General features: G+C 66.0%; 30 protein-coding genes. 28 read left to right on the forward strand and 2 right to left on the reverse strand.

Annotation, left to right across the window (positions count from 1 at the left end):
• The first annotated feature begins 95 nt into the window (after nucleotides 1-95).
• The 14 genes from CRO22_RS11230 to CRO22_RS11295 all read left to right on the forward strand — a co-directional run bounded on the left by CRO22_RS11230 (nucleotide 96) and on the right by CRO22_RS11295 (nucleotide 11794).
• Nucleotides 96-1235, forward strand: a complete 1140-nt coding sequence (locus CRO22_RS11230; RefSeq protein WP_097070247.1) for a 1-propanol dehydrogenase PduQ — start codon at nucleotides 96-98, stop codon at nucleotides 1233-1235.
• Nucleotides 1236-1322: 87 nt separating this feature from the next.
• Entirely contained in the window at nucleotides 1323-1607 is a 285-nt protein-coding gene (gene pduA, locus CRO22_RS11235; protein WP_097070248.1) for a propanediol utilization microcompartment protein PduA, read from the forward strand.
• Nucleotides 1608-1634: 27 nt separating this feature from the next.
• Nucleotides 1635-2444, forward strand: coding sequence for a propanediol utilization microcompartment protein PduB (pduB, locus tag CRO22_RS11240; protein ID WP_097070249.1), 810 nt, complete (start codon nucleotides 1635-1637; stop codon nucleotides 2442-2444).
• A gap of 32 nt (nucleotides 2445-2476) precedes the next feature.
• Complete coding sequence (locus CRO22_RS19425) at nucleotides 2477-3094, forward strand: BMC domain-containing protein (protein WP_097070250.1); 618 nt, start codon at nucleotides 2477-2479, stop codon at nucleotides 3092-3094.
• Between the two features lie 28 nt (nucleotides 3095-3122).
• Entirely contained in the window at nucleotides 3123-3785 is a 663-nt protein-coding gene (locus tag CRO22_RS11250) for a phosphate propanoyltransferase (RefSeq protein ID WP_097070251.1), read from the forward strand.
• Between the two features lie 10 nt (nucleotides 3786-3795).
• Nucleotides 3796-4632 carry an ethanolamine utilization protein EutJ gene (gene eutJ, locus CRO22_RS11255; protein ID WP_097070252.1) on the forward strand — a complete coding sequence of 279 codons (837 nt, stop codon included), beginning with the start codon at nucleotides 3796-3798 and terminating at the stop codon, nucleotides 4630-4632.
• Nucleotides 4632-5333, forward strand: coding sequence for a hypothetical protein (locus CRO22_RS11260; protein WP_097070253.1), 702 nt, complete (start codon nucleotides 4632-4634; stop codon nucleotides 5331-5333). Before eutJ ends, CRO22_RS11260 begins: the two co-directional genes overlap by 1 nt.
• A 9-nt stretch (nucleotides 5334-5342) precedes the next feature.
• Nucleotides 5343-5624, forward strand: coding sequence for a EutN/CcmL family microcompartment protein (locus CRO22_RS11265; protein WP_097070254.1), 282 nt, complete (start codon nucleotides 5343-5345; stop codon nucleotides 5622-5624).
• Between the two features lie 3 nt (nucleotides 5625-5627).
• Nucleotides 5628-6101, forward strand: a complete 474-nt coding sequence (locus CRO22_RS11270) for a GlcG/HbpS family heme-binding protein (RefSeq protein WP_097070255.1) — start codon at nucleotides 5628-5630, stop codon at nucleotides 6099-6101.
• Complete coding sequence (locus tag CRO22_RS11275; protein WP_097070256.1) at nucleotides 6098-7699, forward strand: aldehyde dehydrogenase family protein; 1602 nt, start codon at nucleotides 6098-6100, stop codon at nucleotides 7697-7699. Before CRO22_RS11270 ends, CRO22_RS11275 begins: the two co-directional genes overlap by 4 nt.
• Before the next feature lie 25 nt (nucleotides 7700-7724).
• The gene (locus CRO22_RS11280; protein ID WP_097070257.1) at nucleotides 7725-8027 is read left to right on the forward strand and encodes a BMC domain-containing protein; all 303 of its coding nucleotides are present in this window, start codon (nucleotides 7725-7727) and stop codon (nucleotides 8025-8027) included.
• Between the two features lie 54 nt (nucleotides 8028-8081).
• Nucleotides 8082-9002, forward strand: a complete 921-nt coding sequence (locus tag CRO22_RS11285; protein WP_097070258.1) for a glycyl-radical enzyme activating protein — start codon at nucleotides 8082-8084, stop codon at nucleotides 9000-9002.
• 278 nt (nucleotides 9003-9280) lie between these two features.
• Complete coding sequence (locus CRO22_RS11290) at nucleotides 9281-10663, forward strand: sensor histidine kinase (protein ID WP_245860954.1); 1383 nt, start codon at nucleotides 9281-9283, stop codon at nucleotides 10661-10663.
• A 39-nt stretch (nucleotides 10664-10702) separates the two neighbouring features.
• Nucleotides 10703-11794, forward strand: a complete 1092-nt coding sequence (locus CRO22_RS11295) for a response regulator (RefSeq protein ID WP_097070259.1) — start codon at nucleotides 10703-10705, stop codon at nucleotides 11792-11794.
• A gap of 93 nt (nucleotides 11795-11887) precedes the next feature.
• Here the strand turns inward: CRO22_RS11295 and CRO22_RS11300 are convergent, their stop codons facing one another.
• Nucleotides 11888-12358, reverse strand: a complete 471-nt coding sequence (locus CRO22_RS11300; RefSeq protein ID WP_097070304.1) for an Lrp/AsnC family transcriptional regulator — start codon at nucleotides 12356-12358, stop codon at nucleotides 11888-11890.
• Between the two features lie 144 nt (nucleotides 12359-12502).
• Here CRO22_RS11300 and CRO22_RS11305 point away from each other — a divergent pair, with 144 nt between their 5' ends.
• From CRO22_RS11305 to CRO22_RS11370, 14 genes are all read left to right on the forward strand, one after another.
• A complete protein-coding gene (locus tag CRO22_RS11305) occupies nucleotides 12503-12955 on the forward strand; it encodes an Rrf2 family transcriptional regulator (RefSeq protein WP_097070260.1) in 453 nt (150 codons plus the stop codon).
• A 315-nt stretch (nucleotides 12956-13270) separates the two neighbouring features.
• Nucleotides 13271-13459 (forward strand): hypothetical protein, encoded by a 189-nt coding sequence (locus tag CRO22_RS11310; RefSeq protein WP_097070261.1) that lies wholly within the window; start codon nucleotides 13271-13273, stop codon nucleotides 13457-13459.
• A 140-nt stretch (nucleotides 13460-13599) separates the two neighbouring features.
• Nucleotides 13600-14589, forward strand: coding sequence for a sulfate ABC transporter substrate-binding protein (locus CRO22_RS11315; protein WP_097070305.1), 990 nt, complete (start codon nucleotides 13600-13602; stop codon nucleotides 14587-14589).
• A 7-nt stretch (nucleotides 14590-14596) separates the two neighbouring features.
• Nucleotides 14597-15433, forward strand: a complete 837-nt coding sequence (gene cysT / locus CRO22_RS11320; protein ID WP_097070306.1) for a sulfate ABC transporter permease subunit CysT — start codon at nucleotides 14597-14599, stop codon at nucleotides 15431-15433.
• Nucleotides 15426-16274 carry a sulfate ABC transporter permease subunit CysW gene (cysW, locus tag CRO22_RS11325; protein WP_097070262.1) on the forward strand — a complete coding sequence of 283 codons (849 nt, stop codon included), beginning with the start codon at nucleotides 15426-15428 and terminating at the stop codon, nucleotides 16272-16274. The genes cysT and cysW overlap by 8 nt, the downstream gene beginning before the upstream one ends.
• Nucleotides 16275-16284: 10 nt before the next feature.
• Nucleotides 16285-17004: a sulfate/molybdate ABC transporter ATP-binding protein gene (locus tag CRO22_RS11330; RefSeq protein WP_097070263.1), complete on the forward strand. Its 720-nt coding sequence runs from the start codon at nucleotides 16285-16287 to the stop codon at nucleotides 17002-17004.
• Between the two features lie 44 nt (nucleotides 17005-17048).
• Complete coding sequence (locus tag CRO22_RS11335; protein WP_097070264.1) at nucleotides 17049-18140, forward strand: ABC transporter ATP-binding protein; 1092 nt, start codon at nucleotides 17049-17051, stop codon at nucleotides 18138-18140.
• A complete protein-coding gene (locus CRO22_RS11340) occupies nucleotides 18137-19216 on the forward strand; it encodes an MBL fold metallo-hydrolase (protein WP_097070265.1) in 1080 nt (359 codons plus the stop codon). Before CRO22_RS11335 ends, CRO22_RS11340 begins: the two co-directional genes overlap by 4 nt.
• Nucleotides 19210-19776, forward strand: a complete 567-nt coding sequence (locus CRO22_RS11345; RefSeq protein WP_097070266.1) for a histidine phosphatase family protein — start codon at nucleotides 19210-19212, stop codon at nucleotides 19774-19776. Before CRO22_RS11340 ends, CRO22_RS11345 begins: the two co-directional genes overlap by 7 nt.
• 46 nt (nucleotides 19777-19822) lie before the next feature.
• Entirely contained in the window at nucleotides 19823-20803 is a 981-nt protein-coding gene (locus CRO22_RS11350; protein WP_097070267.1) for an ABC transporter substrate-binding protein, read from the forward strand.
• Nucleotides 20796-22505 (forward strand): ABC transporter permease, encoded by a 1710-nt coding sequence (locus CRO22_RS11355; protein WP_097070268.1) that lies wholly within the window; start codon nucleotides 20796-20798, stop codon nucleotides 22503-22505. Before CRO22_RS11350 ends, CRO22_RS11355 begins: the two co-directional genes overlap by 8 nt.
• Nucleotides 22506-22700: 195 nt before the next feature.
• The gene (locus tag CRO22_RS11360; RefSeq protein WP_097070269.1) at nucleotides 22701-23159 is read left to right on the forward strand and encodes a Phasin; all 459 of its coding nucleotides are present in this window, start codon (nucleotides 22701-22703) and stop codon (nucleotides 23157-23159) included.
• Nucleotides 23160-23339: 180 nt separating this feature from the next.
• Nucleotides 23340-23885 carry a polyhydroxyalkanoate synthesis repressor PhaR gene (phaR, locus tag CRO22_RS11365; RefSeq protein WP_097070270.1) on the forward strand — a complete coding sequence of 182 codons (546 nt, stop codon included), beginning with the start codon at nucleotides 23340-23342 and terminating at the stop codon, nucleotides 23883-23885.
• Nucleotides 23886-24201: 316 nt separating this feature from the next.
• Nucleotides 24202-25137 carry a LysR family transcriptional regulator gene (locus CRO22_RS11370; RefSeq protein WP_245860956.1) on the forward strand — a complete coding sequence of 312 codons (936 nt, stop codon included), beginning with the start codon at nucleotides 24202-24204 and terminating at the stop codon, nucleotides 25135-25137.
• A 78-nt stretch (nucleotides 25138-25215) separates the two neighbouring features.
• On the opposite strand, the gene CRO22_RS11375 is transcribed toward CRO22_RS11370, so the two are convergent.
• Nucleotides 25216-26859, reverse strand: coding sequence for a CTP synthase (locus tag CRO22_RS11375; protein ID WP_097070308.1), 1644 nt, complete (start codon nucleotides 26857-26859; stop codon nucleotides 25216-25218).
• Between the last annotated feature and the right edge of the window lie 127 nt (nucleotides 26860-26986).

A 26986-nucleotide genomic window follows, 5' to 3' on the forward strand; every position in this document is an offset into this window, starting at 1 on the left:
GCCCAGGGCGGGACCTGACCTCCGGGGGGCATCGGCGCCTCTCCCCTCCCTGCCGATGCCCTCCGGGCCCTACCTCTCGCGCAACAGGTGTCCCGATGACCCGCTACCAAAGTTTCACGCCCCGCACCGAGATCGTTTTCGGCGAAGGGCTGCTGGAGCGCCTCGAAGCCTACCGTGGCCAGCGCGTCGGCATCGTGACCGATGAATTCATGGCTTGCTCCGGCCCGCTTGACCGGGTGATGGCCCATCTGGGGGGGTGCGAGGTCAAGGTCTTCGCTGAAGCCATTCCCGAACCGCCGCTGGCCACTGTCGCCGCCGGTGCGCGCCTCTTTGCCGACTTCCGCCCCGATGTGGTGCTCGCCCTTGGCGGAGGCTCGCCGATCGACGCGGCAAAGGCGATCCTCTCCGTGGTGCGCGGCATGGATACCTCGCGCCGGATCCGTCTCGTCGCGATCCCGACGACGAGCGGCACGGGCTCGGAAGTGACCTCCTTCGCGGTGATCTCCGACCCGGCCAACAATCGCAAGTTCCCGCTGATTTCCACCGATCTGATCCCGGATGTGGCGCTGCTCGACCCGGAATTCGTACGCACGGCGCCCCCCAAGGTGACCGCCGATACCGGCATGGATGTGATCACCCATGCGATCGAGGCGGTGGTGGCGCGCAATGCCTCGAACTTCACCGATGCCTTTGCCGAAAAGGCGCTTGAGCTGGCCTTTGCGGCGCTGCCGAAAGCTTACGAGAACGGCAATGATCTGGCCGCCCGCGATGCGATGCATCAGGCTTCCTGCCTTGCCGGTCTCGCCTTCAGCGAGGCGGGGCTCGGCATCAACCACGGCCTCGCCCATGCGCTGGGCGGGCGGTTCCATCTGGTGCACGGGCGCCTCAATGCGGTGCTTTTGCCGCATGTGATCGCCTGGAATGCCGGGCTCGTCGATGACGCGCCGGGCTGCCGCGAAACGGCGGGGCGCTATGCCCGCATCGCGCTGCGCGTCGGGCTCGACGTACCCGGCACCCGCGCGGGCGTGATCGCGCTGATCCGTGCCATCGAAGCGTTCAACGAGCGCTTCGCCATCCCTTCCACGTTGCGTGGCCTTGGCCTCGACATCGGGGAATATCGTCGGGCGATCCCCGACCTTGCGGCAGCCGCAATGGCGGATGCCTGCACCGCGGGTAACCCGCGCCGGCCCTCGCTTGCGGAGCTTGAGCAGCTCCTCGACCGGGCCGGGGGCTGAGTGGGGAGGACGCGCCGACATCGCATCATGAACCATCTATCCCCAATGAAACCAACGTTTTGCAGACCGGAAAGCAAGGAGTAAGTCATGCAACAAGAAGCTCTCGGAATGGTCGAGACCAAAGGTCTGGTCGCCGCCATCGAAGCCGCCGACGCCATGGTGAAATCGGCCAATGTGGCCATGGTCGGCTATGAAAAAATCGGGTCCGGCCTCGTCACCGTGATGGTGCGCGGCGATGTGGGTGCGGTGAAGGCCGCCACCGACGCCGGTGCCGTTGCCGCCGAAAAAGTGGGGTCGGTCGTTTCCGTCCACGTGATCCCGCGCCCCCACACCGAAGTGGAAAAAATCCTGCCGGCCGCGAAAGCCCTGTGAGCCCGACCCTAGGAAGGAGGATCGACGATGAAAGACGATCTTGTCGAAAAACTGATGGATGAGGTGATGCGGAAGATGAGCCCCGAGGCTCCCGCTGCGGCCCCCGTCGAAGCCGCCGCGCCCAAAGCCGCGCCGAAAAAAGCCTGCAACCTCACCGAATTCGTCGGCACTGCCATCGGCAACACCGTCGGTCTGGTGATCGCCAATGTCGATCCGCTGCTGCATGAGCAGATGAAGATCGACAAGAAATACCGCTCGATCGGTATTGTCGGTGCGCGCACCGGGGCAGGCCCGCATATCTTTGCCGCCGATGAAGCGGTGAAGGCGACCAACAGCGAAGTGGTGCTGATCGAACTGCCGCGCGACACCGAAGGCGGTGCCGGCCACGGCTCGCTGATCCTGTTTGGCGCGGAAGATGTCTCGGATGCGCGCCGCGCCGTCGAGGTTACGCTCTCCGAGCTTAACCGCACCTTTGGCGACGTCTACGGCAACTCGGCCGGTCACCTGGAATTCCAGTATACCGCCCGCGCGTCCTATGCGCTCAACAAGGCCTTCGGGGCGCCGCTTGGCCAGGCCTTCGGCATCACCGTGGGTGCGCCTGCCGCGATTGGTGTGCTGATGGCCGATACCGCCGCGAAAGCCGCGACGGTCGTGCCGGTGGCCTATTCGTCCCCCGGCAACGGCGGCACCAGCTTCTCGAACGAGGTGATCTTGTGCTTCACCGGCGACTCCGGCGCCGTGCGGCAAGCGATCATTGCCGCGCGCGATGTCGGCAAGCAGGTGCTGTCCACGCTCGACGGGGCGGAACTGGTCTCCTCGACCACCCCCTACATCTGAGCCCCCACATCTGAGACTGAAAGGAAATCGTCATGTCGGAACAAAGCCTTGGATTGATCGAGACGGCGGGTCTGGCGGCGGCTGTGACCGCGGCGGATGCGGCGGTCAAATCGGCCAATGTCACGCTTGTCGGCTATGAACTCACCAAGGGTGACGGCATGGCGGTGGTAAAACTGCGCGGCGATGTGGGGGCTGTGAAAGCCGCCATCGAGGCAGCGCAGGCGGCGGCGGGGCGCGTCGGACGGGTCGTGGCGACCCGGGTCATCGCACGCCCCGCCGACGGTCTCAAAGGGATCGTCGAGAGCCGCGAAACGATCGGGTGGGCCCGGAGCGGTGAAGGTTATCCCGCTGCCACAGCTCCGCACCCGGAGGCGCCCGCCGAGAAGGCGCCGAACCTGCCGGATGCGTCTTCCTCGGACGCATCCGGCACCCAGGCAACCGAGGAGGCGGCACCCGAGCCCGAACCCGAGCCGGCCGCACCCGAAGCCCCGGTTGACGGTGCGCCCGAACCGGCCGCCGTGGTCCTGGAAGACCCGGAACCGCAGCCCGAGGCTGAACCGGCCTCCGCATCTGCCCCGGCACCGAAATCCGCGCCCCAACCGAGCCCGCCGCGCCCGTCGCGGCCGGTCAAGGGACCGAAGAACCGTTGATCCGTGCCGACCCTGAAGGACAAGTAGAATGAACATCACCACCCCCCTGATCGAGCGCATCCTCGCCGAAGTTCTGGCCCAGGGGCAGGCCGCCGCGGCGACCCCCGTCGCGGCCGATCCGGCGCTGGTGCCGGTGGGGGTCTCGAACCGCCACATCCACCTGTCTCGCCCCGACATGGATATCCTGTTCGGGCCGGGCGCGAGCCTCACCCGGATGAAGGCGATGAAACAGCCCGGCCAATATGCCGCCGAGGAAACCGTGATCCTGCGCGGGCCGAAGGGCGAGATCGGCAAGGTCCGGGTGCTCGGCCCGCTCCGCAAGGAAACTCAGATCGAGGTCTCGGTCGCCGATGGTTTCGTGCTCGGCATCAAGCCGCCGATGCGGATGTCGGGCAAGCTTGAAGGCTCCGCGGGCCTCACCGTGGTTGGCCCGAAAGGCGCGGTGGTGAAAGACGCGGGCGTGATCGTTGCGCTGCGCCACATCCACATGGCGCCCGCCGATGCTTCCCGCCTTGGGCTGAAAAACGGCGACACGGTCGATGTGGACGTGACCGGCCCGCGCGGCGGCATCATGCGCAATGTGGCGATCCGTTCCGACGAGGTCTCGGCCACCGAGATGCATATCGACGTTGAGGAAGCCAATGCCTTCGGGCTGAAAAACGATGCGCTCGTGCGCATCCTGAAGGCCTGAGGAGAGCGCCATGCCCGGCCCGGACGACATCCTGCGCGACTTCGGCGCCCTTCTGCGGGAGGGCGCGATCCTGCCCCGCGAAGAGCGCGCCGCGGGCCCGCTCCGGGTCGGCGTCGATCTGGGCACGGCAAACCTCGTGCTTGCCGTCACCGATGCGGCGAGCCGCCCGGTGGCGGGACTGACCGAACGCTCGGGCGGCATCCGCGACGGGATCGTGGTCGATTACGCGGGCACGGTGCGTGCGGTGCGGCGAATGAAGGCGGAGCTTGAGGCGCGGCTGGGCGAGAAGCTCCTGCGCGCGGCGACCGCCATTCCCCCCGGCATCCACCCGGGCGCCGCCAAGGCGATCGGCAATGTGATCGAGGCTGCCGATTTCGAGCTTGCCTGCATCGTCGATGAGCCCGTTGCCGCGGCGCGGGTGCTTGGCGTCACCGATGGCGCCGTGGTCGATGTGGGCGGCGGCACCACCGGCATTTCGGTGCTGCGCGGCGGCACGGTGCTCGCCTCGGTCGACGAGGCGACGGGCGGCACGCATATGACCCTGGTGCTCGCGGGCGCGCTCCGGCTCGATCTGGCCGCGGCCGAGGCGATGAAGCTCGACCCGGCGCAGGCGCGGGACGTGTTCGCGCTGGTGCGCCCGGTGGTCGACAAGATGGCCGCGATCGTTGCCGGGGTGGTGGACCGCTATCCGACACTCGACACCGTCCATGTTGTGGGCGGGGCCTGCAGCTTTGAGGAATTTGGCGCGGTGTTCGCGGCGCGGCTCGGGCGCAGGGTGATCAAGCCCGCCGAACCGCTGCTCGTGACGCCGCTTGGTATCGCGCTTTTTGCCGGGGAGGGGCGGTGATGGATCTCGACCGCATCCTGATCGACGCGCTCTCGGACCGGATCGTGGCCGCGCTGAAGGCGCGTTCGCGCCGGGCGCTCGTCGTCTTTTCCGATACCGATCTGGGGCTTGAACCGGCGCTGGCCGGGCTCGAGACCCTCAGCGCGGCGGGCTGGACCGGCGACTGGCTCGCCGCGCCCGAGATGCGCGATGGGCTCGCGCCGCGGCTGCGGTTGCCCGAGGCGGAGGCCGCGCCGCGGCTCACGCGCTTTGGCCTTGTGCTGGTGCCTGCGCTGAGCCTTTCGACCGCGGCCAAACTCGCCACCGGCATTGCCGATGATCTGCCCTCGCGGGTGCTGGGCGAAGCGCTCGACCGCGGGCTGCGCGTGGTCGCGGCGCGCGATGGCGTCTGCCCGGCATCGCGCGAGCGCGCAGCGCGTGGGCTCACGCCCAAAAACGCCGCGCGCCGGGCGATGATGTCCGCCCATCTGGAGGAGATTGCGGCGCAGGGCGTGGAGTTGTGCTGGGCGACGCGGCTGGCCGCGACGGTTCAGGGCACGCCCGCCGCGATGGCGGCCCCGGCGCAGCAGACGGGCATTTTGGGCTGGCAGCAGGCGCGCGCCTGCCCCGGCCCCGAATTGCGGCTGGGCCGCGCGGTGCGGCTGACGCCGCTCGCCTCCGACATCCTGTCGGCGCGCGGCATCCGGCTGATCAGAGAGTGAGGAGCGATCATGTATCTGGCTAAAGTCATCGGACGGGTCGTCGCCACCACCAAGGACCAGAGCCTTGCGGGCGCGAAACTCCTGATCGTGTGCCGCCTCGACGCGCGGCTTGCGCCCTATGACGATACCGAGGTGGCGGTCGATACCGTTGGCGCGGGCGATGGCGAAACGGTGATCATCACCACGGGCTCGGCGGGGCGCTTTGCCGGCACCTTCGATCACTCCGTGGTCGACGCCTCGATCGTCGGCATTGTCGATACGGTCGAATGCCGGCCGGAAGTCGGGGTCTGAGCCATGGCGCTGATCGACCGCATTCTTGCTACCGAACTGGCCACGCGCCGCCCGCTCGTGCTGTTCGACGCCTGCCGGATCGCTGCGCGCGCCGAACTTGAGGCGCGGCATATGGGTGTTCCGGTCTGCGTGGCGCTGTGCGACGGGGCCGGCGAGGCGCTTCTCTTCCATCGGATGGAAGGCGCGCTGCCCGCCTCGAGCGTGCTCGCGCCCGCCAAGGCGCGCACCGCGGCGCGCTACCGGATGGGCACGGACGAACTTGGCCTTCTGTGTGCCCCGGGCGGGATGCTCGAAGGCCTCGGCGCGGCGGAAAGCGGGCTCGTGCTTTTTGGTGGCGGCCTGCCGATCCGGGCGGGTGCGGCGGTGCTTGGCGCCATCGGGATCAGCGGCGGCAGCGTCGCGGAAGACATGCAGATCGCCCGTGCGGCGATCGCAGGACATTGGGGCGCGGCCCTCGAGAAAGGACAAGGAAGATGAAAGACAGCGATATCGAAGACGCCGTGGCCCGCGTGCTGAGCGGCTATACCGGGGCGGCCGCGCCCGCCCCCGGTGCCTCCTCTCCGACGGCCCCCTCTCACAAACCCTCGATCGAAGGCTGCGTCTGGGAAGCGACGAAACCGGCCGATCCGATGGATGACATCATCGGCGGCATCCTCACCCGGGCGCTGAGCGAGCGCAACTGCTCCTGCTGCAAGACCGGCGATTGCAAGGGCGCTACCGGTTGCCTCTCGATCTCGGACGCCGAGGCGGTGGAGCTGGGCGACGGCATTTTCGAAACGATGGACGCGGCGATCAACGCCGCTGCCGAGGCGCAGAAGAAATACCTGTTCTGCTCGATGGCGGACCGCAAGCGCTTTGTGGACGGTATCCGGAGCATTTTCACCGACCCGGCGATCCTTGAGCGGATCTCGCGCCTCACCGTCGAGCAAACGGGCATGGGCAATGTCGAGCACAAGATCATCAAGAACCGGCTTGCGGCCGAAAACAGCCCCGGCATCGAGGATCTGGTGACCGAAGCGCAAAGCGGCGATGACGGGCTCACCCTCGTGGAACTCTCGCCCTATGGCGTGATCGGCGCGATCACTCCGACGACCAACCCGACCGAAACGATCATCTGCAACGGCATCGGCATGCTTGCGGCCGGCAATGCGGCGGTGTTCAGCCCGCATCCGCGCGCCCGCGGCGTCTCGCTCCTCGCGATCAAACTGATCAACCGCAAGCTGGCCGCGCTTGGCGCGCCCGCGAACCTTGTGGTCACGGTGCAGGCGCCCTCGATCGAGAACACCAATGCGATGATGGCGCATCCCAAGGTGCGGATGCTCGTGGCCACCGGCGGCCCGGCGATTGTGCGCACGGTGATGTCCACCGGCAAGAAAGCCATCGGGGCGGGCGCGGGCAACCCGCCGGTGGTGGTCGATGAGACCGCCGACATCCCGAAAGCGGCGCTCGACATCGTCAATGGCGCAAGCTTTGATCACAACATGCCCTGCATCGCCGAGAAGGAAGCGATCGTCGTCACCCAGGTGGCGGATTTCCTGATCTCCGAGATGTGCCGCAATGGCGCTTATCTGGTGAAAGACCCCGCGGTGATCGCCAAGCTTGAGGCGCGGGTTCTGACCGAGAAGGGCGGGCCGAAAACCGATTGCGTCGGCAAGAGCGCGGTCTGGCTGCTCGATCAGGTCGGCGTCAAGGTCGGCCCCGAAGTGCGGCTGGTGCTGATGGAAGCCACGAAGGATCACCCCTTCGTGCAGGAAGAGCTGATGATGCCGATCCTGCCGCTCGTGCGCGTGCCCGATGTCGACGAGGCCATTGATCTGGCTGTCGATCTTGAGCATGGCAACCGCCATACCGCGATCATGCACTCCACCAATGTGCGCAAGCTCACGAAGATGGCGAAGCTGATCCAGACCACGATCTTCGTGAAGAACGGCCCCTCCTACGCGGGCATTGGCGTGGGCGGCGAGGGCTATACCACCTTCACTATCGCCGGGCCGACCGGCGAGGGGCTCACCTCGGCGCGCTCCTTCGCGCGTCGCCGCAAATGCGTGATGGTCGAAGCGCTCAACGTGCGCTGAGGCCCCCAGTTCGAGGATACTCCCCATGCAGATCCGCATCATCAACGCCCCGCAGGAAAACCTGTTCGACATGCTGGCGCGCCGCGTCGCGCCGCATGTGCGCAAATGGGTGGAAGAGAACCCTGTCTCGTCGATCGGGTTTCTGCAGGTGAGTATCCCCGACATGTTCTATTTCGCCGATATCGCCGGCAAGGCGGCGAATGTGCTGACGGTGGAACTGTTCGGCACCTGCCCGCAGACCACCACCACCCTCGCCGTGCTGGGCGAGACCTCGGCCGTGCGCGCCGCGATCTCTGCCATCGAAGCGGCCAATGGCCCCGGTTTCTGAGCCACCGCACCGCGGCAGCCAGACTTAAGGCCCGACTTAAGGAAGGAATCCCCCATGTCCGAGCTCGATTTCACAGCCGAAGGCACGGTTTTCGACATCCAGCGCTATTCCATTCACGACGGGCCCGGGGTGCGCACCATCGTTTTCCTCAAAGGGTGCCCGCTGCGCTGCCGCTGGTGCTCCAACCCTGAATCGCAGGCGCCGGAACCGGAACTCTTCTTCCGCGCCTCGGCCTGCATCGGTTGCGGACAATGCGTGCCCGTCTGCCCGGTGCAGGCGCTATCGAAGGCCAATCCGGGCTTTGTCGACCGCTCCAAATGCATCAAATGCGGCGAATGCACCAAGGTCTGCCCGACCGAGGCGCTCAAACGTACCGGCAAGCGCATGAGCCTTGCCGAGGTGATGCAGGAGCTGCGCAAGGATGCGATCCATTACCGCCGCTCGGGCGGCGGGGTGACGCTCTCGGGCGGCGAGCCGCTGATGCAGCATGCCTTTGCGAAACAGATCCTGATGGCCTGCCACGAGCAGGGCTGGAACACTGCGATGGAAACCACGGGCTACACCACGCGCGAGATCATCCGCGACGTGATCCCCCATGTCGATCACCTGCTTATGGACATCAAGGCGGTCAACCCGGCGGTGCATCAGGCCAATACCGGCGTCGACAACCGCATCATCCTTGAGAACGCGCTGATCGCGGCCTCGCTGAGCCCCAATCCGGTGGTCCGCGTGCCGGTGGTGCCGGGGGTGAACGACAACGTCACCGAGATCGGCGCGATTGCCCATTTCGCGACGCTGATGCCGAAGGTGAGCACGGTGCATCTGCTGCCCTATCACAGCTTCGGCGAGAACAAATATACCCTGCTGGGCCGCAGCTATCCGCTCGACGGTATGAAGGATCTGCGCCCCGAAGCGGTTGCGCCGCTCAAGGCTGCGGTCGAGGCTGCGGGTCTCAAATGCATGATTGGCGGATAGTAAGTTTCCACCAATCTTTTAAATCGGTATCTTGGTGGACGGAAGGGGCGAAAAATATGCAATCCGGGCGCAAAAAATTGCGCTAAGTCAATTGCGAAAGCCTTGTTTGCGCTAATCTCCGGGGCAACGAAAACCGAGTCGGAACGGGGATCGGAGCATGCTTCGGAGGCGCCGGGGCATCGTGGCGACGGGGTTCCCGATCAAGGACGTCTGTCGGGCTCCGTGCCGGGTCGGCTCCGGGCTGCAACCTCGGAGCAGCCAGAGCGGAAGGGGTTGGCATGGGAAGTGGCATACCGTTCGGACATCCTGCCGGGTCGGTGCAGGAGGTTTTGTCTTTCGGTGCGGGCGGCGCGCGGCTCGCCTCGGAGAGCGGAGTGCCGGTTGATCCGGCGCGGCGGGCAGAGAAGGCGGCGCGCCGACGCAAGCTTGCCGATCTGATGAGCACCGAGATGCTGCAGAAGGTGCAGGACAATTTCTCTGCCGCTGTCGGCGTGGCGATGGTGATCGTCGACCCCGAAGGCGTTCCGGTGACCAAGCCCTCCGGCTTTTCGGCCTTTTGTCAGGCGGTGCGCTCGCGGCCCGAATGGCGTGAGCGCTGCTTTCATTGCGATGCGGTGGGCGGGCGCACCGCGCTTTCGACCGGCGATCCGGCGATCTACAAATGCCATTGTCGGCTTGTCGATTTTGCCGCTCCCATCATCATGCGCGGCGAATATCTGGGCGCAGTGATCTGCGGGCAGGTGAAGCTTGCTGAGAATGACAGCCCCGGTCTGGTCGATCTGTCCAATATCTTCCCCACCGAGGGCTCCTGGAGCGAGGATCCGGCGCTGCTCGACATGCATGGCAAGATCGGCGAGATCACCTATGAGCGGCTGCGCTCGGCGGCCTATTCGCTCTATTACATCGCCTCGCATATCGTCGAGGAGAGCTATTCCAACAATGTCACCCAGGAGCTTTACGCCAAGAACCTGCGGCTCGCTGAGGAATCGCAGCGCCGCGCGGAGCTGGAGCGGCTGTTGCGCGAGGCGGAACTGCAGGCGCTCTCCTATCAGGTGAACCCGCATTTCCTGTTCAATGTGCTCAACACGATCGGCCGTCTCGCGCTGGTTGAGGGCGCGCCCGAAACCGAGACCACGGTGCATGCCTTCGCCGATATGATGCGCTACATCCTCAAACGCTCGGGGTCGCAATTCGTGCCGCTGCGCACCGAGCTCGACCATGTGCGCAACTACCTTTATCTGCTCAAGATCCGGCTTGGCGACCGATTCAACTTTCATGTCGATCCGACAGAAGAATTCGACCGCGTGATGTGCCCCTTCATGGTGCTGCATCCGGTGGTGGAAAACTGCATCAACTATGCGATCGAGCCGATGGAAAGCGGCGGGTTGATCGAGGTTTCGCTCTACCGCGACGGTACCGATGTGATCGTCGATGTGGTCGATAACGGCCCCGGCATCAGTGCCGAACGCCGCATTGAGGTGTTGCGCGGTGAGGCCGACCATGGCGGGCGCAAGAGCATCGGGCTTTACAATATCCATGCGCGGATGGAGCATTACTTCGGCGACAGCCACGGGCTCGAGATCGTCAGCCCGTTCCGGCAGGGTCGCGGTACGCTGGTGCGGCTGCGCATCCCGCAGGATTTCGACCCCTGCGCGTTCTGACGGTTTCAGAGACGCGGGGCAAAGACCAAGGAAGACCGAATGTTCGACATCGCCATCGTCGAGGATGAAGAGCTGGAGCGGCGCGCGCTGCGCACCATTCTGGAGCGCAACCTGCCCGGCGTGAAGGTCGTGGGCGAGGCGAAGAACGGCGCCGAGGCGGTGCGGCTGATCGAGAGCCGCTCGATCGACCTGATGTTGCTCGACATCCGCATTCCGCGCCCGAGCGGGCTCGAAATTCTGGAGATGCTGCGCGAACGCGGGCTCGCCACAAAGGTGCTGATCGTCACCGCCTATGACCATTTCGAGATCATGCAGGCGGCAATCCAGCTGCGTGCAGACGGGTTTTTGCTCAAGCCGGTGCGCACCGAGGCGCTCCTGAAAGCGGTCGAGAATTGCTTGCGTGCGGTGCCCGCCGCGCCCGCCGCGGTGCCGCCGCTGTCCGAGCCTGCCGCGGGGGGCGGCGCCGAGGCGATGCGCGACCCGGAAGCGCTGCGGGCCGAGATCGAGCGGCTGGTCGAAACGCATGCTTATCGCGATTGCCTGATGCTGGTGCGCCGCCAGCTTGAGTCGCTCCATGCCCGCCGCGAGGCCGCGCCGCGACAGGGAGTGCTGGATCTGTCGCAGATTCTCACCGAACTCGTTGCCTGTTCCGGTCGGACACTGCCCGAGGCAATTGCGCGCAAGCTTGAGGCGCTCACCGCGCAGCGGCTTGAGGCGCGCAATCATTACAAGCTGCAGGAACTGTTCAGCGAGATCACCGATCTGCTGTTTGCCGACGACGAGGAGCCGGGCACCTCGGCCGCGGCGCGGATCGAGACGGTGCGCAACTATATCGAGCGGAACCTGCATAAATCGGTGACGCTTGAGGACGCGGCCGATCATGCCCATGTCAGCCCCTGCTATCTGAGCCGCCTGTTCCACAAGCAGATGAGCATGACCTTCATTACCTATCTGAAGCAACGCCGGATCGCGCGGGCCAAAGAGCTGCTCGAGGGCTCAAGCCTGCCGATCGTCAATGTGGCGCTCGATCTCGCCTATCAGGACGCGAATTATTTCTGCAAGGCGTTCAAGAAGGAAGTCGGCGTGTCTCCAAGCGAATACCGGCGCCAGTTTCCGCAGCCCAACAGTTGATCTGCCCGGGAAGGGACGTTCGCTCCAGCAGGGCCGAAGCGACCCGCCGGGGGCCTGCATCCTCCCGGCTCTGGCGCAAAGCCGGGAGCCCGCTCACGGATGAGTGTCGAGAGGGTAAGCCGTGGTGAAGGCGATCCGCTCAAGCGCGAGATGGGCATTGAGTCGGCGCAGCGGCACGCGAGTCTGGAGCCGGTGGCAGATCGCATCGAAGCTTGCGATATCGGGGGCGGCGATGCGCAGCAGGTAATCGTGTTCGCCCGCGATCCGCCAGATTTCCATCACCTCGGGCGTTTCCGCACGCAGGGCACAAAGCGCCGCCTGCGCCTCGGCCCCCTGCTCGGAAACTTCGATCAGCACGAAGGCTTCGACCTGGATGCCGAGCGCCGCTGGATCGGCAAGCGCCACCCGGCGGGGGATCACCCCGTTTTGCTCCAATCGGCGGATGCGCTTCCAGCAGGGCGTTTGCGACAGCCCCACCCGATCGGCGATCAGCGCCACCGGCAACGTTGCATCCTCCATCAACTGGACGATGATCTTGCGGTCGATCAAGTCGAGTTCCGGCATCTTCCCCTCCATCGCCGGGTCAGCATGACGATTTTTTTTAAAAAGTCTATCGTGATTATCGTGTATAAGCGGTGCAGTCGGGCAGGGCGCAATCTCGACCAGATCGACGTTGATTTGCGTCATCGCTGCCCGTAATGCTGGGCCATGATCACGCAGAAGATGAAATATGCGCTCAAGGCACTCTTGGTTCTGGCCGACGAACGCCGTGCCGAGACGCCGCAGCCGCTGACGATCGAGGAGATCGCCACCCGTTCTGGCACGCCGAAGCGGTTTCTGGAGCATATTCTTCTCGATCTGCGCAAGGCGGGCGTGGTCAGTTCGGTGCGTGGCCGGGCCGGGGGCTACAGCTTGCTCAAGGCGCCGCGTGAGGTGTCGATCTCGGAGCTTCTGCGCCGGATCGACGGGCCGATCGCGCCACTGCCCTGCCTCTCGCGGAGCGCCTATCAGCGCTGTGATGATTGCGAGAGCGAGGAGGATTGCCGGATTCGCAAGGTCTTTGCGGAGCTGTTCTGGTCCTATCTCGTGCTGATCGACTCACTCACGCTGGAAGACATGTTGCAGGCAGGCGGCGCCGGCGCAACCTTGCTCGAAAGCTAAAAAACAACTGAAAACAAATGGATAAGCCCCGCATTGCGGGGCTTTTGTGCATATCTTTCGAGCCCGCGGAGAAAAAAATCCTAAAATCACGACGGACAAAGGCGAGATTATTTTCTTGCTAACACGACAAATCCGATAGAGATTTATTGCATCGGATGGACCTGTCAGCAAGGAGACGCCCATGAGCCTGTTCGTCGCCCCCGCATCTGCCCGTATCGCGGCTTGCCCGCGGTTGGACGCGCTCTGCCCGATGCCGCGCCACCTCGGCCACCGGCCGATGCTCCGCGCGACGCTCCGAGCCTCGGGGAGGGGATGATGAGCCGCCCCCTGCTTGCGCTTTCGCTGATCGATATCGCCACCGGCCGACCGCATCGGATCGGTGGCGAGGTGCTCGTTCTCTTCACCCGTGCGCCCGAGGAGGCCGCAACTGCGCTGTTGCGCAATCGCGATCCCGGGCGCTGGCGCTTCGACGCGCGTCCCGTCTTCCCGGATTCTGCATTCTGAAAGGAATTCCAATGCTTGCCACGATCGAGCTGTCGCGCCACATCACCGCACAGGGGCGTCTGACCAAAACCCATGCCGATGGCCGTGTGACCATTTCCGATGGCGCGCTGCGACTCACCGGCTGGCCGATCACCCGGCTGATGCGCACGACGGCACTCATTCTGGCGCTGGGTCTCGGGGCGCTTGGCGCGACTGCGCCGCAGGCTTCGGCGGAGAAGCTGCTCAATGTTTCTTATGACCCGACGCGCGAGCTTTACCGCGATGTGAACGCCGCTTTCAGCGACTTCTGGGTCAAGCAAGGCCATGCGGCGCCCGAGCTCGAGACCTCGCATGGCGGCTCAGGGGCGCAGGCGCGTGCGGTGATCGAGGGGCTCGATGCCCAGGTCGTCACCCTCGCGCTCGCCTCCGACATCGACAAGATCGCCAAGGCCGGCAAGCTGCCCGCCGATTGGCAGGCGCGGTTGCCGCACAATTCCGCGCCCTATACCTCGACCATCGTTTTCCTTGTGCGCAAGGGCAACCCGAAGGAGATTTCCGACTGGGGCGATCTGGTGAAGGACGGGGTCGAGGTGATCACGCCGAACCCGAAAACCTCGGGTGGCGCACGCTGGAACTACCTGGCCGCCTGGGCCTGGGCCGAGAAGAACGGCAAGGATCCCAAGGCCTTCGAGCACGATCTTTTCGCGCATGTGCCGGTGCTTGATACCGGCGCGCGCGGCGCCACCACCACCTTTGCGCAGCGCGGCATCGGTGATGTGTTGCTCGCCTGGGAGAACGAGGCCTATCTTGCGCTTGAGGAGCTTGGCCCCGACCAATTCGAGATCGTCGTGCCTTCGATCTCGGTTCTGGCCGAGCCGCCGGTGGCGCTGGTGGATGAAAACCTGAAAACGCCCGAACAGCGCACCCTGGCCGAGGCTTATCTGACCTTCCTCTATACGCCCGAGGCGCAGGCGCTTGCCTTCAAGCATTACTACCGCGCCTGGGATACTTCGGCCGCCGACCCCGCGGATGTGGCCCGCTTCCCGCGCCTTGAGCTTGTCGACATCGCGCATTTCGGTGGCTGGGCGAAGGTGCAGCCCGAGCATTTCGGCGATGGCGGGATCTTCGACCAGATCTATGCCGCGAAGTGAGGGGATGATGCGCGAACCGCTGATCCATTCCTCGCCGATGCCGGGGCTCGGGCTGAGCATGGGCATCACGCTCACCATGCTCTCGCTCGTGGTGCTGGCGCCGATCGGCGCGCTGGTGGCGCAGGGCGCGGTGATGGGGCCCGAGGCGCTCTGGGCGGCGGTGAGCCGCCCGCGCGTGCTCGCGGCCCTCGGGCTCTCGTTCCGCCTCGCCTTTTTCGCGGCCACAGTGAACCTTGTGCTTGGCACCCTGCTTGCCTGGGTGTTGGCGCGCTACCGCTTTGCCGGGCGGCGCCTCCTTGATGCCGCGGTGGATCTGCCCTTCGCGCTCCCCACCGCGGTGGCGGGGATCGCGCTGACCGCGCTTTACGCGCCCTCGGGCCCGTTTGGCGCGGTGGCGGCCGGGTTCGGCGCAAAGATCGCCTATACCCAGGGAGGGATCTTTCTCGCGTTGATGTTCGTGGGGCTGCCCTTTGTCGCGCGCAGCGTGCAGCCGGTGATCGAGGAGATCGAACGCGAGGTCGAGGAGGCTTCGGCCACGCTTGGCGCCTCGCGGCTCACCACGCTCACCCGCGTGATCTGGCCGATGCTGATGCCTGCCGCACTCACCGGCTTTGCCCTCGCGCTCGCCCGCGCGGTGGGCGAATACGGCTCGGTGATCTTCATTGCCGGCAATATCCCGATGCGCACCGAAATCGCGCCGCTTCTGATCGTGATCGAGCTTGAGGAGTTCGACTACAAGGGCGCCGCGGCGATCGGGCTGGCGATGCTGGCGATCAGCTTTGCGATGCTGCTTGCCATCAATCTCGTGCAGATCTGGAGCCGCAGGAGGATCGGCGATGTCTGAGCTGACGCTTGTCCGCCACCCCGCTGTGACCGAGGCGCCGCCCGCGCGCCGCGTGCTGATCGGCCTTGCCTTCGCGACGCTGGCGCTTTTCGTTTTCGCGCCGCTGGCCGTGGTCTTTGCCGAGGCGCTCGCCAAGGGCGCGGGCGCAGCGCTCCAGAGCCTCGCAAGCCCCGATGCGCGCGCGGCAATCCGGCTCACCCTCACCGTGGCGGCCATCGCGGTGCCGGTGAACGCCGCCTTCGGTATTGCCGCCGCCTGGTTCCTGACGAAATTCGACTTTCCCGGCAAGGCCTTCCTGATCACGCTGATCGATCTGCCGTTTTCGGTCTCGCCGGTCGTGGCCGGGCTCTGCCTCGTGCTTCTCTTTGGTGCCAATGCAACCCTTGGCGGCTGGCTTGTTGCCTCGGGGCATCCGGTGATCTTCGCGCTGCCCGGCATCGTGCTCGCCACGCTTTTCGTCACTTTCCCCTTCGTTGCGCGCGAGTTGATCCCGGTGATGGTGGAGCAGGGCCGCGCCGAGGAGGAAGCGGCGCTGACCCTCGGCGCGGGCGGCTGGCGCGTCTTTCGCACCGTGACGCTGCCCAATATCCGCTGGGCGCTCCTTTACGGCGTGCTTCTGGCCAATGCCCGCGCAATGGGCGAGTTCGGCGCGGTGGCGGTGGTCTCGGGCAAGATCCGCGGCCAGACCGCGACAATGCCGATCACCATCGAGATGATGTATAACGAATATCTCTCGGTTTCCGCCTTCTCGCTCGCCGCCTGCCTGAGTGCGCTCGCCCTTCTCACCCTCCTTGTCAAGACGCTGCTCGAGCGGCTGCATGCGCGCCGCACACAGGGCTGAAAGGTTTCCCATGCATATCGACATCGACGAAATCGCCAAGGAATTCGGCCCCACCACGGCGCTGCATCCGGTCTCGCTTGCGATCCCTTCGGGGGCGCTGGTGGCCCTGCTCGGCCCCTCGGGCTCGGGCAAGACCACGCTTTTGCGCATTCTCGGCGGGCTCGAATTTCCCTCCTCGGGGCGCGTGCTTTTTGACGGTCAGGATGCGACCGGGCTCAGCGTGCAGGAGCGCCGTGCGGGCTTTGTGTTTCAGAGTTACGCGCTTTTCCGGCATATGACGGTGTTCGAGAACATCGCCTACGGGCTGAAGGCACGCCCGCGTGCGACCCGGCCGCCGAAAGCCGAGATCGCGCGCCGGGTGACGAAGCTGCTTGATCTGATCCAGCTTCCCCAAATCGCGCAGCGCTACCCTTCGCAGCTTTCGGGCGGGCAGCGCCAACGCGTTGCCCTGGCCCGCGCGCTCGCCATCGAGCCCAGGATGCTGCTCCTTGATGAACCTTTCGGCGCGCTCGATGCCAAGGTGCGCAAGGAGCTCAGGCAGGGGCTGCGCGACATCCATGACGAGACCGGGCTCACCACCGTCTTTGTCACCCATGATCAGGAAGAGGCGATGGAACTGGCCGATCTGGTCGTCGTCATGTCGATGGGCCGGATCGAGCAGATCGGTCGGCCACAGGACATCCGCGCCCATCCTTCCACCCCCTTCGTCAAAAGCTTCATCGCCGCCTGAGGAGGTGTCACGAAAGTGTCACATGGCGGGCGTATCGCGGGGTCATGTCCGCGCTCGTCTTCGAAAATCTGAGTCGTCGCTTTGGCGAAACCCTGGCCCTCGATGGCGTGAGCGCCGAGATCCCTTCAGGCACATTTCTGGCGCTTCTGGGCCCCTCGGGCTGCGGCAAGACCACGCTTTTGCGCCAGATCGCGGGGCTCGACCGCCCCGATGGTGGCCGGCTTTTCATTGGCACTGAAGAGGTTGCCGGGCCCGGGCGGTTCACGCCGCCGGAGGCGCGCGGCCTTGGCATGGTGTTTCAATCCTATGCGCTCTGGCCGCATATGAGCGTGGCGCAAAACATCGCCTTCGGGCTGAACCGGCTTGCAAAGGCCGAGCGGCTGACCCGGGTCGAGGAGGCGCTCTCCAAGGTTGGCCTTGCCGCGCTGGCCAACCGGCGCCCACATGAACTTTCGGGCGGGCAGCGCCAGCGGGTCGCGCTCGCGCGCAGCCTCGCCGCGCGGCCGCGCGTGCTTTTGCTCGACGAGCCGCTTGCCAATCTCGATGCCCATCTGCGCGCCGCGATGCTCGCCGAGTTCCGCCGCATCCATGCCGAAACCGGCTGCACCATGGTCTTTGTCACTCATGACCAGAACGAGGCGATGGCGGTGGCCGACATGATCGGCGTGATGGACCGCGGCCGGCTCGAACAGCTTGGCACGCCGCAGCAGGTGTTCGAGGAACCCGCAAGCCCGATGGTGGCGCGTTTCGTGGGGCAGGGGCGCACCTTGCCCGTTACTGTGTTGACCCGAGAGTCCGGCCGCTGCCGGATCCGCCTCGGCGGGCAGGAGATCACGCTTCCGGGCACTGCGCCGCCCGGGCCGGGCTGGCTCTGTGTGCATCCGCGCGACCTTGCGCAAAGCCGGGCGATGGGCTTGCCCGCGACCGTGCTCGAAAGTCGGTTCGAGGATGGCTATCACCTCGCCCAACTCATTTTCGACGACCTGCCCGATGTCGCCTCGCTGCCTTTGCGGCTCGACCGCGCCACGCCGCGCGGATCGCGCCTCAAGGTCGTGCTGCGCGGCGGCTTTGTGCTGCCGCGTGCCGAGGTAGCGCCCAAAGCCCTCGCCAGCGCCGCGCGGACCGTGCCCGCATGACCAGCCTCATCGCACTCGGGGGCTTCGATGCCAAGGGCCCGGCCTGTTTCCTGCTCGAGAGGAGCGGGACGCGGCTTCTGCTCGATCTTGGCCGCGGCCCCGATCATGCCGCACGCCCCGCGATCCCGCCTGCGGGGATCGGGCGGATCGACGCGGTGCTGATCTCGCATGGCCACGAAGATCATATCGGCGCGCTCGACTGGCTCGACCGGATCGGCCGCCCGCCGGTCTTTGCCTCCGCGCCGGTGCGTGCGCTCGCCCGCAACGCGGCTCTGGCGCAGGCCCTGCCGCTCGAAAGTCGGCAGGACATCGCCGGGCTCACGGTCGAGACCGGCCCCGCGGGCCATGCGCCCGGGGCCGTCTGGCTCCGCATCGGCGGCGTCGGGGGGCTTGTCTACAGCGGCGATTACTGCGCCGAGGGCGGGCTTTTCGCCGCCCGGCCGCTGCCTCCCGCGCGCGCTGCGGTGCTCGATTGTTCCTATGGTGCCGAGCCCGCCCGGCTCCGCGATCAGCGCGCGGCGCTTCTGGCCGCGATCGGCTCCGGCCCCTGCCTTTTGCCCGCGCCGACCGGCGGACGCGGCCTCGAGATCGCGCTTGCCTGCCTTGCCGCGGGGCATGAGGTGTCGCTTTGCCCCGAAACCTTGCGGGTGGCGGAGGTGATGGCGGCGCGACCCGGCTGGCTCGCCCCCGGCGCGGCGGCGGCTCTGAGCACGCTTTTGCACCGGGCGCGCCGGATCGGGCCCGATGACCCGCTCGTCGGGGTGATTGTCGCGGGCGGGCCCAATTGCGGCTCGGGGCTTTCCGAAACGCTCGGGCCGCGCGCGCTGGCCGAAAGTGTGCCCATTCTCTTCACCGGCCATCTCGCTGCGGGCGCCCCCGCGGCGGATTGGGTGTCCGAGGGGCGGGCGCAGGTTTTGCGCTGGAACGTGCATCCCGATCTTGCCACACTCCGCGCCATGCTCCGCGATACCGGCGCCGAGACCGTCTTGCCCGCTTTCGCCCCGCCCGCCGCGCGCGCGGCGCTTGCGGCTGCGCTTCCCGGCCCCTGGGGGGAGCAGGGGCGGCTCGCATGGTAGAGCGCCCGGCGATAGATCTTCCGCCCGGGGCCTTCCTTCTGATGCGCCACGGCGAGACCGAGGCGAATGCGGCCGATATCATCTGCGGCCAGACCGACCTGCCGCTCAGCCCGCGCGGCCATCTGCAGGCCGATCAGGCAGCAGCCTTCCTTGCCCATCTGCCGCTGACGCGCATTCTGACCTCGCCGCTTTTGCGCGCCCGCCAGAGCGCCGCGCCGCTTGCTGCGCGGCTCGACCTCGTGGCGCAGACGGTCGCCGGGTTCGCCGAGCGCGACTGGGGCGCCTGGGAGGGACAGCCGCGCGCGATCCTGAAACGCGAGGCGACGCCCCCGGAGGGCGAATCGCCAAAGGCCTTCCGCGCCCGCGTCCGCGCGGCGCTCGCCCGGATCGACCGCGCCGAGCCGCTCCTGATTGTCGCGCATTCCGGCACCGCGCGCGAGATCCACGCCGCACTTGCCCCCGCCACCCCGCATCGGCGGCTGACGAACGCCGAGGCCGTGCTCTGGGTGCCCGGTGCGCATGGCTGGCATTGTCACGAATGTTTCAAACCGGCGGGCTAAGCCGCGGGCACGGAACGACCCGACCTTTCAAGAACAGGAGCCCCTCATGACCTCTCTTCGCACTGTGACGCTCGCGCTGATGGCGCTCGCCGGTCCGGCCTTCGCCCAGCCCTCGGGCGAGATCACCGTCTATACCTCGCAGCCGCAGGAGCAGATGGCGAAAGTGGTCGAGGCCTTCAACAAGGATTATCCCGATGTGAAGGTGGAGGTGTTCCGAACTGGCACGACCGAGCTGATGACCAAACTGCAGGCCGAATTCGCGGCCGGAAAGACGCCCGCCGATGTGCTGCTGATTGCCGATGCGGTGGCGATGACGCAGCTGAAAAACGACGGCCGGCTGATGGCCTATGACGATGCGCCGGTGGCGGGCATTCCCGCCGACCTCATCGACCCGGATCACACCTTCTTCGGCACGAAGCTGATCACCACCGGCATCGTTTACAACACCGATCTGGTGAAAGAGGCGCCGAAGGGCTGGGACGATCTGCGCGCGCCCGAGGTGGCCGCGCAGACGATCATGCCGAGCCCGCTTTACTCGGGCGCCGCGGTGATCCATGTCGGCACGATGACGCAGCAGCCTCAATTCGGCTGGGACTATTACGAAGATCTCGCCAAGAACGGCGCCGTGGCGGGGCAGGGCAATGGCACGGTGATCGAGGCCGTGGCGCGCGGTGAAAAGGCCTATGGCATCATTATCGAATACATGGCGATGAACGCGAAGGCCAAGGGCTCGCCGGTCGATTTCGTCTGGCCCGAAACGGGCGTGAGTGCGATCACCCAGCCGGTGGCGATCGTCGCGGGCACCGACAACGCCGAGGGTGCCAAGGCCTTTGTCGACTGGCAGCTCTCGAAGACCGCGCAAGAACAATCGGTCGCGCAGGGCTATTTCCCGATCATCGAGGGGGTGGCCGCCCCCGCGGGCTATCCGGCGCTCGACAGCCTGCATATCCTGCCGCTCGATGCCACGAAGCTGATGGCGGAAGACCAGGCGAACAAGGAGCATTTCGCTGATCTCTTCGGTGGCTGATGTCAGGCGCAGAGCCTTTGGCGCGGGCGGCATCCGATGGATTGCCGCCCTCGTCGCCTTTTACCTTGCCGTGACCGCGCTCTATCCGCTCACGCGGCTCTTTGTGCTGGCGCTGGGGCCAGATGAGAGCGGCGCGGCTTTCGGGCTCTTGCGCGACACCTTTGCGAGCCGCGCCTTTCAGCGTGCGCTCTGGAACACGCTCTGGTCCTCTGCGGGCTCGGTCGTGGTTTCGGTTGTGCTGGGGCTCGGCCTCGCGCTTGCCACCGGGTTGATGCGACTCCCCGGGCGGGCGCTTGCCTCTTTCCTTGCGCTCTCGCCGGTGCTCATTCCTTCGCAGATCATGGCTCTGGGCTGGATCGAGCTGATGGGGCCGGGCTCGGCGCTCCTCTCCCCCCTCGGCCTTGCACCGCCGCCGGGGCGCCCGAACCCGCTCTATTCGGGGGGCGGCGTGGTCTGGCTGATGGGAATCGAGCATATGCCGCTTGTTTTCATCGCCGCGCGCGCGGCGCTGCAATCGGTCCCCGCCGATCTGGTGGAGGCCGCGCGCATTGCCGGCGCTGGCACGGCCCGGATCGTGGCGCGCGTGCTGATGCCGCTCACGCTGCCCGCCGTGGCCGCGGGGGCAATGCTCTCCTTTGCCGCCGCGGTCGGGAATTTCGGGGTGCCGGCGCTGCTCGGCATTCCGGGGCGGTTTTCGGTGCTCACCACGCTCATCTATCAGCGCCTGAACGGCTTTGGCCCCGCGGTGATCGGCAAGGTCGCGGCGATTGCGCTTGTGCTCGTTGCGCTTGCGCTCGCGGCGCTCATCGCGCGCCAGATCGTGCAAAAGCGCCTTTCGGTCCCGCTTGCCTCCGGGCCCGGCTTTACCGGATTTGGCTCCGGCCGCGCGGGGATCCCCCTCGCGCTTGCGCTCTGGGCCGTGCTGGGGGTGCTGGTGCTGGCGCCGCTCGCCGCGCTTCTTGCCACCGCACTCATACCAGCGCTCGGTGTGCCCCTGAGCGCGCAAACCGCCACGCTGGCCAATTTCGAGACCGTTCTCTCGAGCCCCGCCGTGCAGCGCGGCTTTGCCAATTCCTTCGCGCTTTCGCTCGCGGCCGCTATGCTCAGCGCACTGGTGGCAATCCTGCTTGGCTGGCTCGGCGGCGTGGCGAAAAGCCCGCTCGGGCGCGGCCTCGGCTGGCTTGCGGATGCGGGCTTTGTCGTGCCGGGCACGGTGCTTGGCCTTGCGATGATCCTCGTCTATCTGCGCCCGCTGCCGCTCGTCGGTGTCTCGCTTTACGGCTCCGCGGCGATCCTGCTCATGGCCTATCTCGGTCGCTTCCTGCCGCTCGTGCTGCGCCCGGTCGAGGCGGAGATCGCCCGTACCGATCCCGCGCTCGATGAGGCGGCGCGGATTGCCGGGGTGGGGGTGGTGCGCCGCGTCACCCGCATCGCCGCGCCGGTGCTTGCCCCCACCGCCGTGGCGGGAGCGGTGCTGATCTTCATGACCGCACTCAACGAACTCACCGTTTCAGCGCTGTTGTGGTCGGCGGGGCATGAGACGATCGGCGTGCAAATCTTCTCGATGCAATATGAGGGCAATTCGACCGCTGCGGCGGCGATTTCGGTGGTCGCCCTCGCGCTTGTGGCGGGGCTTGTGATGCTTGTGGACCGGTTCGGGAGGCGGTTGCCCGCCGGAACGCTGCCCTGGCGCGCGCCTTGAGGGGTGGGGCACGCAAGCGAAGCCTCTGAGCAGCCGTGTTTTTTGTCAGGGCGCACGTCTGGGTTGAAAATTCTTGGATGAAATTTCTGCAACGCAGCAGGTTTTTGTTGAAATGCTGCACTGCAGCATGTATATATTTCTCAAGCGACAGGGCCCCGCCGCCTCCAAGGGCCCCCCAAAACCCGGAGAACCCCAATGGCCAAGACCCAAGATTTCACCAAGATGATGCAAGACATGATGTCGGCGATGCCGATGGACATGTCGAAGATGCAAGACGCGTTCAAGGCGCAGACCGCGCTGAGCGAGAAAATGGCGAAAGTGGCGCTCGAAGCCGCTGAAAAATCGACCGATATCTCCGCCAAATGGGCCAAGGACACGCTTGGCAAGGTCGGCGCGCTGACCGCCTCGAAAGTCGAGCCCGCCGATTATGCCAAGGCGATGAGCGATTTCGCCTCCGCCTCGGCCGAGATGGCTGCGGAAAACCTCGCCGCCTTCGCCGAAGTGGCGAAGAAAGTGCAGATGGAGACCGTCGAGCTGATGCTCTCGGCCGGCAAGGAAATCTCGGAAGAGACCACCGCGGCGATGAAAAAGGCCACCGAAGAAGTGACCGCGGTTGCCAAGAAAGCCACCGCCACCGCCAGCGCGGCGAAATGAGCGTGACGCTCTGAGCAAAGGGGCGGTCCGGCCTCCTCCTCCCTGTCGGCCGCCCGGGGCGCACTTCGGTGCGCCCTTTTCTTTTGTTGCTTTTGCGGCAGCGCGGCTTAATCATTGCTGCAGCGCCAAAAAGAACGGACCAAACAAATTGGCCGATGACATTCTGGGGAGGAGAACGACATGGCCGAAGATGCAAAGCCGTTGCTGATCAAACGCTATGCCAGCCGACGGCTCTACAATACCGAGACAAGCGATTACGTGACGCTCGAGGATATCGCCGCCTTCATCCGGCAGGGCCGGGAAGTGCAGATCGTCGATCTGAAATCGGGCGATGACCTGACGCGGCAATATCTGCTGCAGATCATCGCCGAGCATGAAAGCCGGGGCGAGAATGTGCTGCCGGTCGATGTGCTCACCGATCTCGTGCGCAGCTATACGACACAGGCGCAATCGGTGGTGCCGCAATTTCTTGCTGCGAGCTTCGAGATGCTGCGCGAGGGGCAGTCGAAGATGATGGAGAATTTTTCGGCGATGCCCAATCCGATGGCGTCGATGCCGGGGTTCGAGGCGTTGCAACGCCAGCAGGAAGCGTTCCTGAAATCGATGATGGCGGGCTGGGGCGCTGCCGTGGGTGAGGGAGATGCCGAGGGCGCGAGCGGCCGCGAGGAGCTTGACGCGATCAAGAAGCAGCTTGCGGAATTGCAGTCGAAACTTTCCAAGCTTTGAGAGCTTGAGGTGCGGGGCCTAGTCCCCGCCCCCCAGCCCCCCGGTCCGGATCGGCTGCGCGGCGCATGCGACGGGCGCGCGGAGGGGCCGTAGCCCTCTCTTGACCAGAGGCAAATTCACCCCCGGGATATTTGTTCCAGGTCGAAGGCAGGGTTCTTGCGCGAAGACCCCTGCCTTTCACTCCGGCGCGTTGGTGCGGGACCTGTGCGGCAGCCCCCGTATCCATTGGCGGTGGGCACTGGGGCGGTCGGGCTTGCCAAGGCGGGCGGGGACCGCGCATTGTGGCGCCGGGTGTTGCGGCGCGAAAGGCGGAGATGTGAGCGGGCGGGGCGAAAAGATCAGCATCTGGGCGGTGGAAATGCTGGTGGCGACGGCGGAAGAGGGGGCAATCACCGCCGCCGCCCGCCGGCTTGGCGTTTCCGCCTCGGCGGTGAGCCAGCAGATCACCGCGCTTGAGGCTGCGCTTGGTGCCGAGCTTGTGGACCGCTCCGCGCGCCCCTTTGCCCTGACGGCGGCGGGGCGGGCCTTTCTGCCGCATGCCGAGGCGATGCTCGACGAACTGGCCAAAGGCCGGGCCGGTGTCGGCCTGGCGGATCCGGCCGGATTGCGCAGCTTCCGGCTCGGTATGATCGAGGATTTCGAGGCCGAGGTGACGCCCTTGCTGCTTGCAAGCATGGGGGTCGAGCTTACCGCCTGCCGGTTCCTGCTCGAAACCGGTCCGAGCCACCGGCTTGCCGCTCAGCTTGAGGCGCGCGCGCTCGACATGGTGGTGGCGGCGGAGCTCGACGGCGCGGGGGAGGGGCTTGAACGGCATCCGCTCCTGACCGAGCCTTTCATCGCGGTTTGGCCCGAGGGTCAGGTGGAGGCAGAGCTGCCACTTCTGCACTATTCGCAGCGCACCGTGATGGGCCGGCAGATCGCGGCGCATCTCGCGCGGGCGGGGGCGGCGCCTGGGCACCGGTTCGAGATCGACAGCACGCCCGCGATCCTCGCCATGGTGGCGGCGGGGCAGGGCTGGTCGATCCTGACGCCGACGGGGGTGCTGCATGGCAAGCGCCAGGGCGTTGCGCTTGCGCCGCTTCCCGGCGAGGCGCTCACGCGCCGCATCGTGCTGAGCGCGCGCGCAGGCGCGATGGGAGAGATGCCGGGTGCCGTCGCGGCGCGACTGCGGGGCCTGCTGGCCGAGCGCATCGTTGCCCCGGCGCGCGCCGAGGCGGCCTGGCTGGCAGGCCGTCTGAGGATCGAAGACTAGAAGCGGCCCTGTGCCGCGATCCGGGAGCGGAGATTTTCCTCACCGGGACGCCCGCGAGGCGGGCGCGGCCCGTGCGGGTCAGACCAGACGGCTCTGTTCGAGCGCCGCCTTCACGAAGCCCGCAAAGAGCGGATGCGGCGCGAAGGGTTTCGATTTCAGTTCCGGGTGGAATTGCACGCCGATGAACCAGGGATGATCGCGGTGCTCGACGATTTCGGGGAGCCGCCCGTCGGGACTCATCCCCGAGAACAAGAGCCCGCAGCCCTCAAGCGCCGCGCGGTATTTGATATCGACTTCATAGCGGTGGCGGTGGCGCTCCTCGATGTCGATGGCGCCGTAGACATCGGCAACTTTCGAGCCCTCCTTCAGCGCCGCCGAATAGGCGCCGAGCCGCATCGTGCCGCCCTTGTCATCGGTGACCTTGCGCTCGACGCGGTGGTTGCCCTGCACCCATTCCTTGAGGTGATAGACCACCGGCGTGAACCGCTTCTTGCCGGTTTCGTGGTCGAATTCCTCCGAGCCCGCATTGGCGACACCGGCGAGATTGCGCGCCGCCTCGATCACCGCCATCTGCATGCCCAGACAGATGCCGAGATAGGGCACGCCCTTCTCGCGCGCAAATTGCACCGCGCGGATCTTGCCCTCGGTACCGCGTTCGCCAAAGCCGCCGGGCACGAGGATCGCGTGGAAGCTTTCCAGATGCGGCCCCGGGTCTTCGCGCTCAAAGATCTCGGCGTCGATCCACTCGGCCTTCACCTTCACCCGGTTCGCCATGCCGCCATGCGTCAGCGCTTCGGCGATCGACTTGTAGGCATCTTCGAGCTGCACATATTTGCCGACGATCGCTACACGCACCTCGCCCTCGGCATTGGTCAGCCGGTCCATCACATCTTCCCAGCGGCTCATGTCGGGGCGCGGCGCGGGGGAGATGTTGAAAGCGTCGAGCACCGCCTGATCGAGGCCGGCACGGTGATAGGCGAGCGGCGCCTCATAGATCGAGCGCAGGTCATAGGCCGGGATCACCGCCTCGGGCCGCACGTTGCAGAACAGCGCGATCTTGGCGCGTTCCTTGTCCGGGATCGGATGTTCGGAGCGGCAGACGAGCACATCGGGTTGCAGGCCGATCGAGCGCAGCTCCTTGACCGAGTGCTGGGTGGGTTTGGTTTTCAATTCGCCCGAGGCGGCGAGATAAGGCAGCAGCGTCAGATGCATGAAGATGCATTGCCCGCGCGGGCGGTCTTGCGCGAATTGCCGGATCGCCTCGAAGAAGGGCAGCCCCTCGATATCGCCGACGGTGCCGCCGATCTCGCAGAGCATAAAATCAACCTCATCATCGCCGATTGCGATGAAGTCTTTGATTTCATTGGTAACGTGCGGGATCACCTGGATCGTTTTGCCAAGGTAGGCGCCCTTGCGCTCCTTTTCCAGCACGTTCGAATAGATCCGCCCGGAGGAGACCGAATCCGTTTTGCGCGCGCTCACCCCGGTGAAACGCTCGTAATGGCCAAGGTCGAGGTCAGTCTCGGCGCCATCATCGGTGACGAAAACCTCGCCGTGCTCGAAGGGCGACATCGTGCCGGGGTCGACGTTGAGATAGGGGTCAAGCTTGCGCAGGCGGACCGAAAAGCCGCGTGCCTGCAAAAGCGCGCCAAGCGCCGCCGAGGCCAGACCCTTGCCGAGCGAGGAAACCACGCCACCGGTGATGAAGACATAACGTGCCATGAGGCCCCCGTGATCAGCAAATTCCATAGCATTCCTGGTTCGGATGAACCGGGATCACGGGATTTGAGTGTTACATGATTCGCGGCTCGCCCGCAACCGGACCGCAACAGATTGAGTTAAGAAGGGC

Source organism: Rhodobacter maris, from assembly GCF_900217815.1.
Classification (GTDB): Bacteria; Pseudomonadota; Alphaproteobacteria; order Rhodobacterales; family Rhodobacteraceae; genus Rhodobacter; species Rhodobacter maris.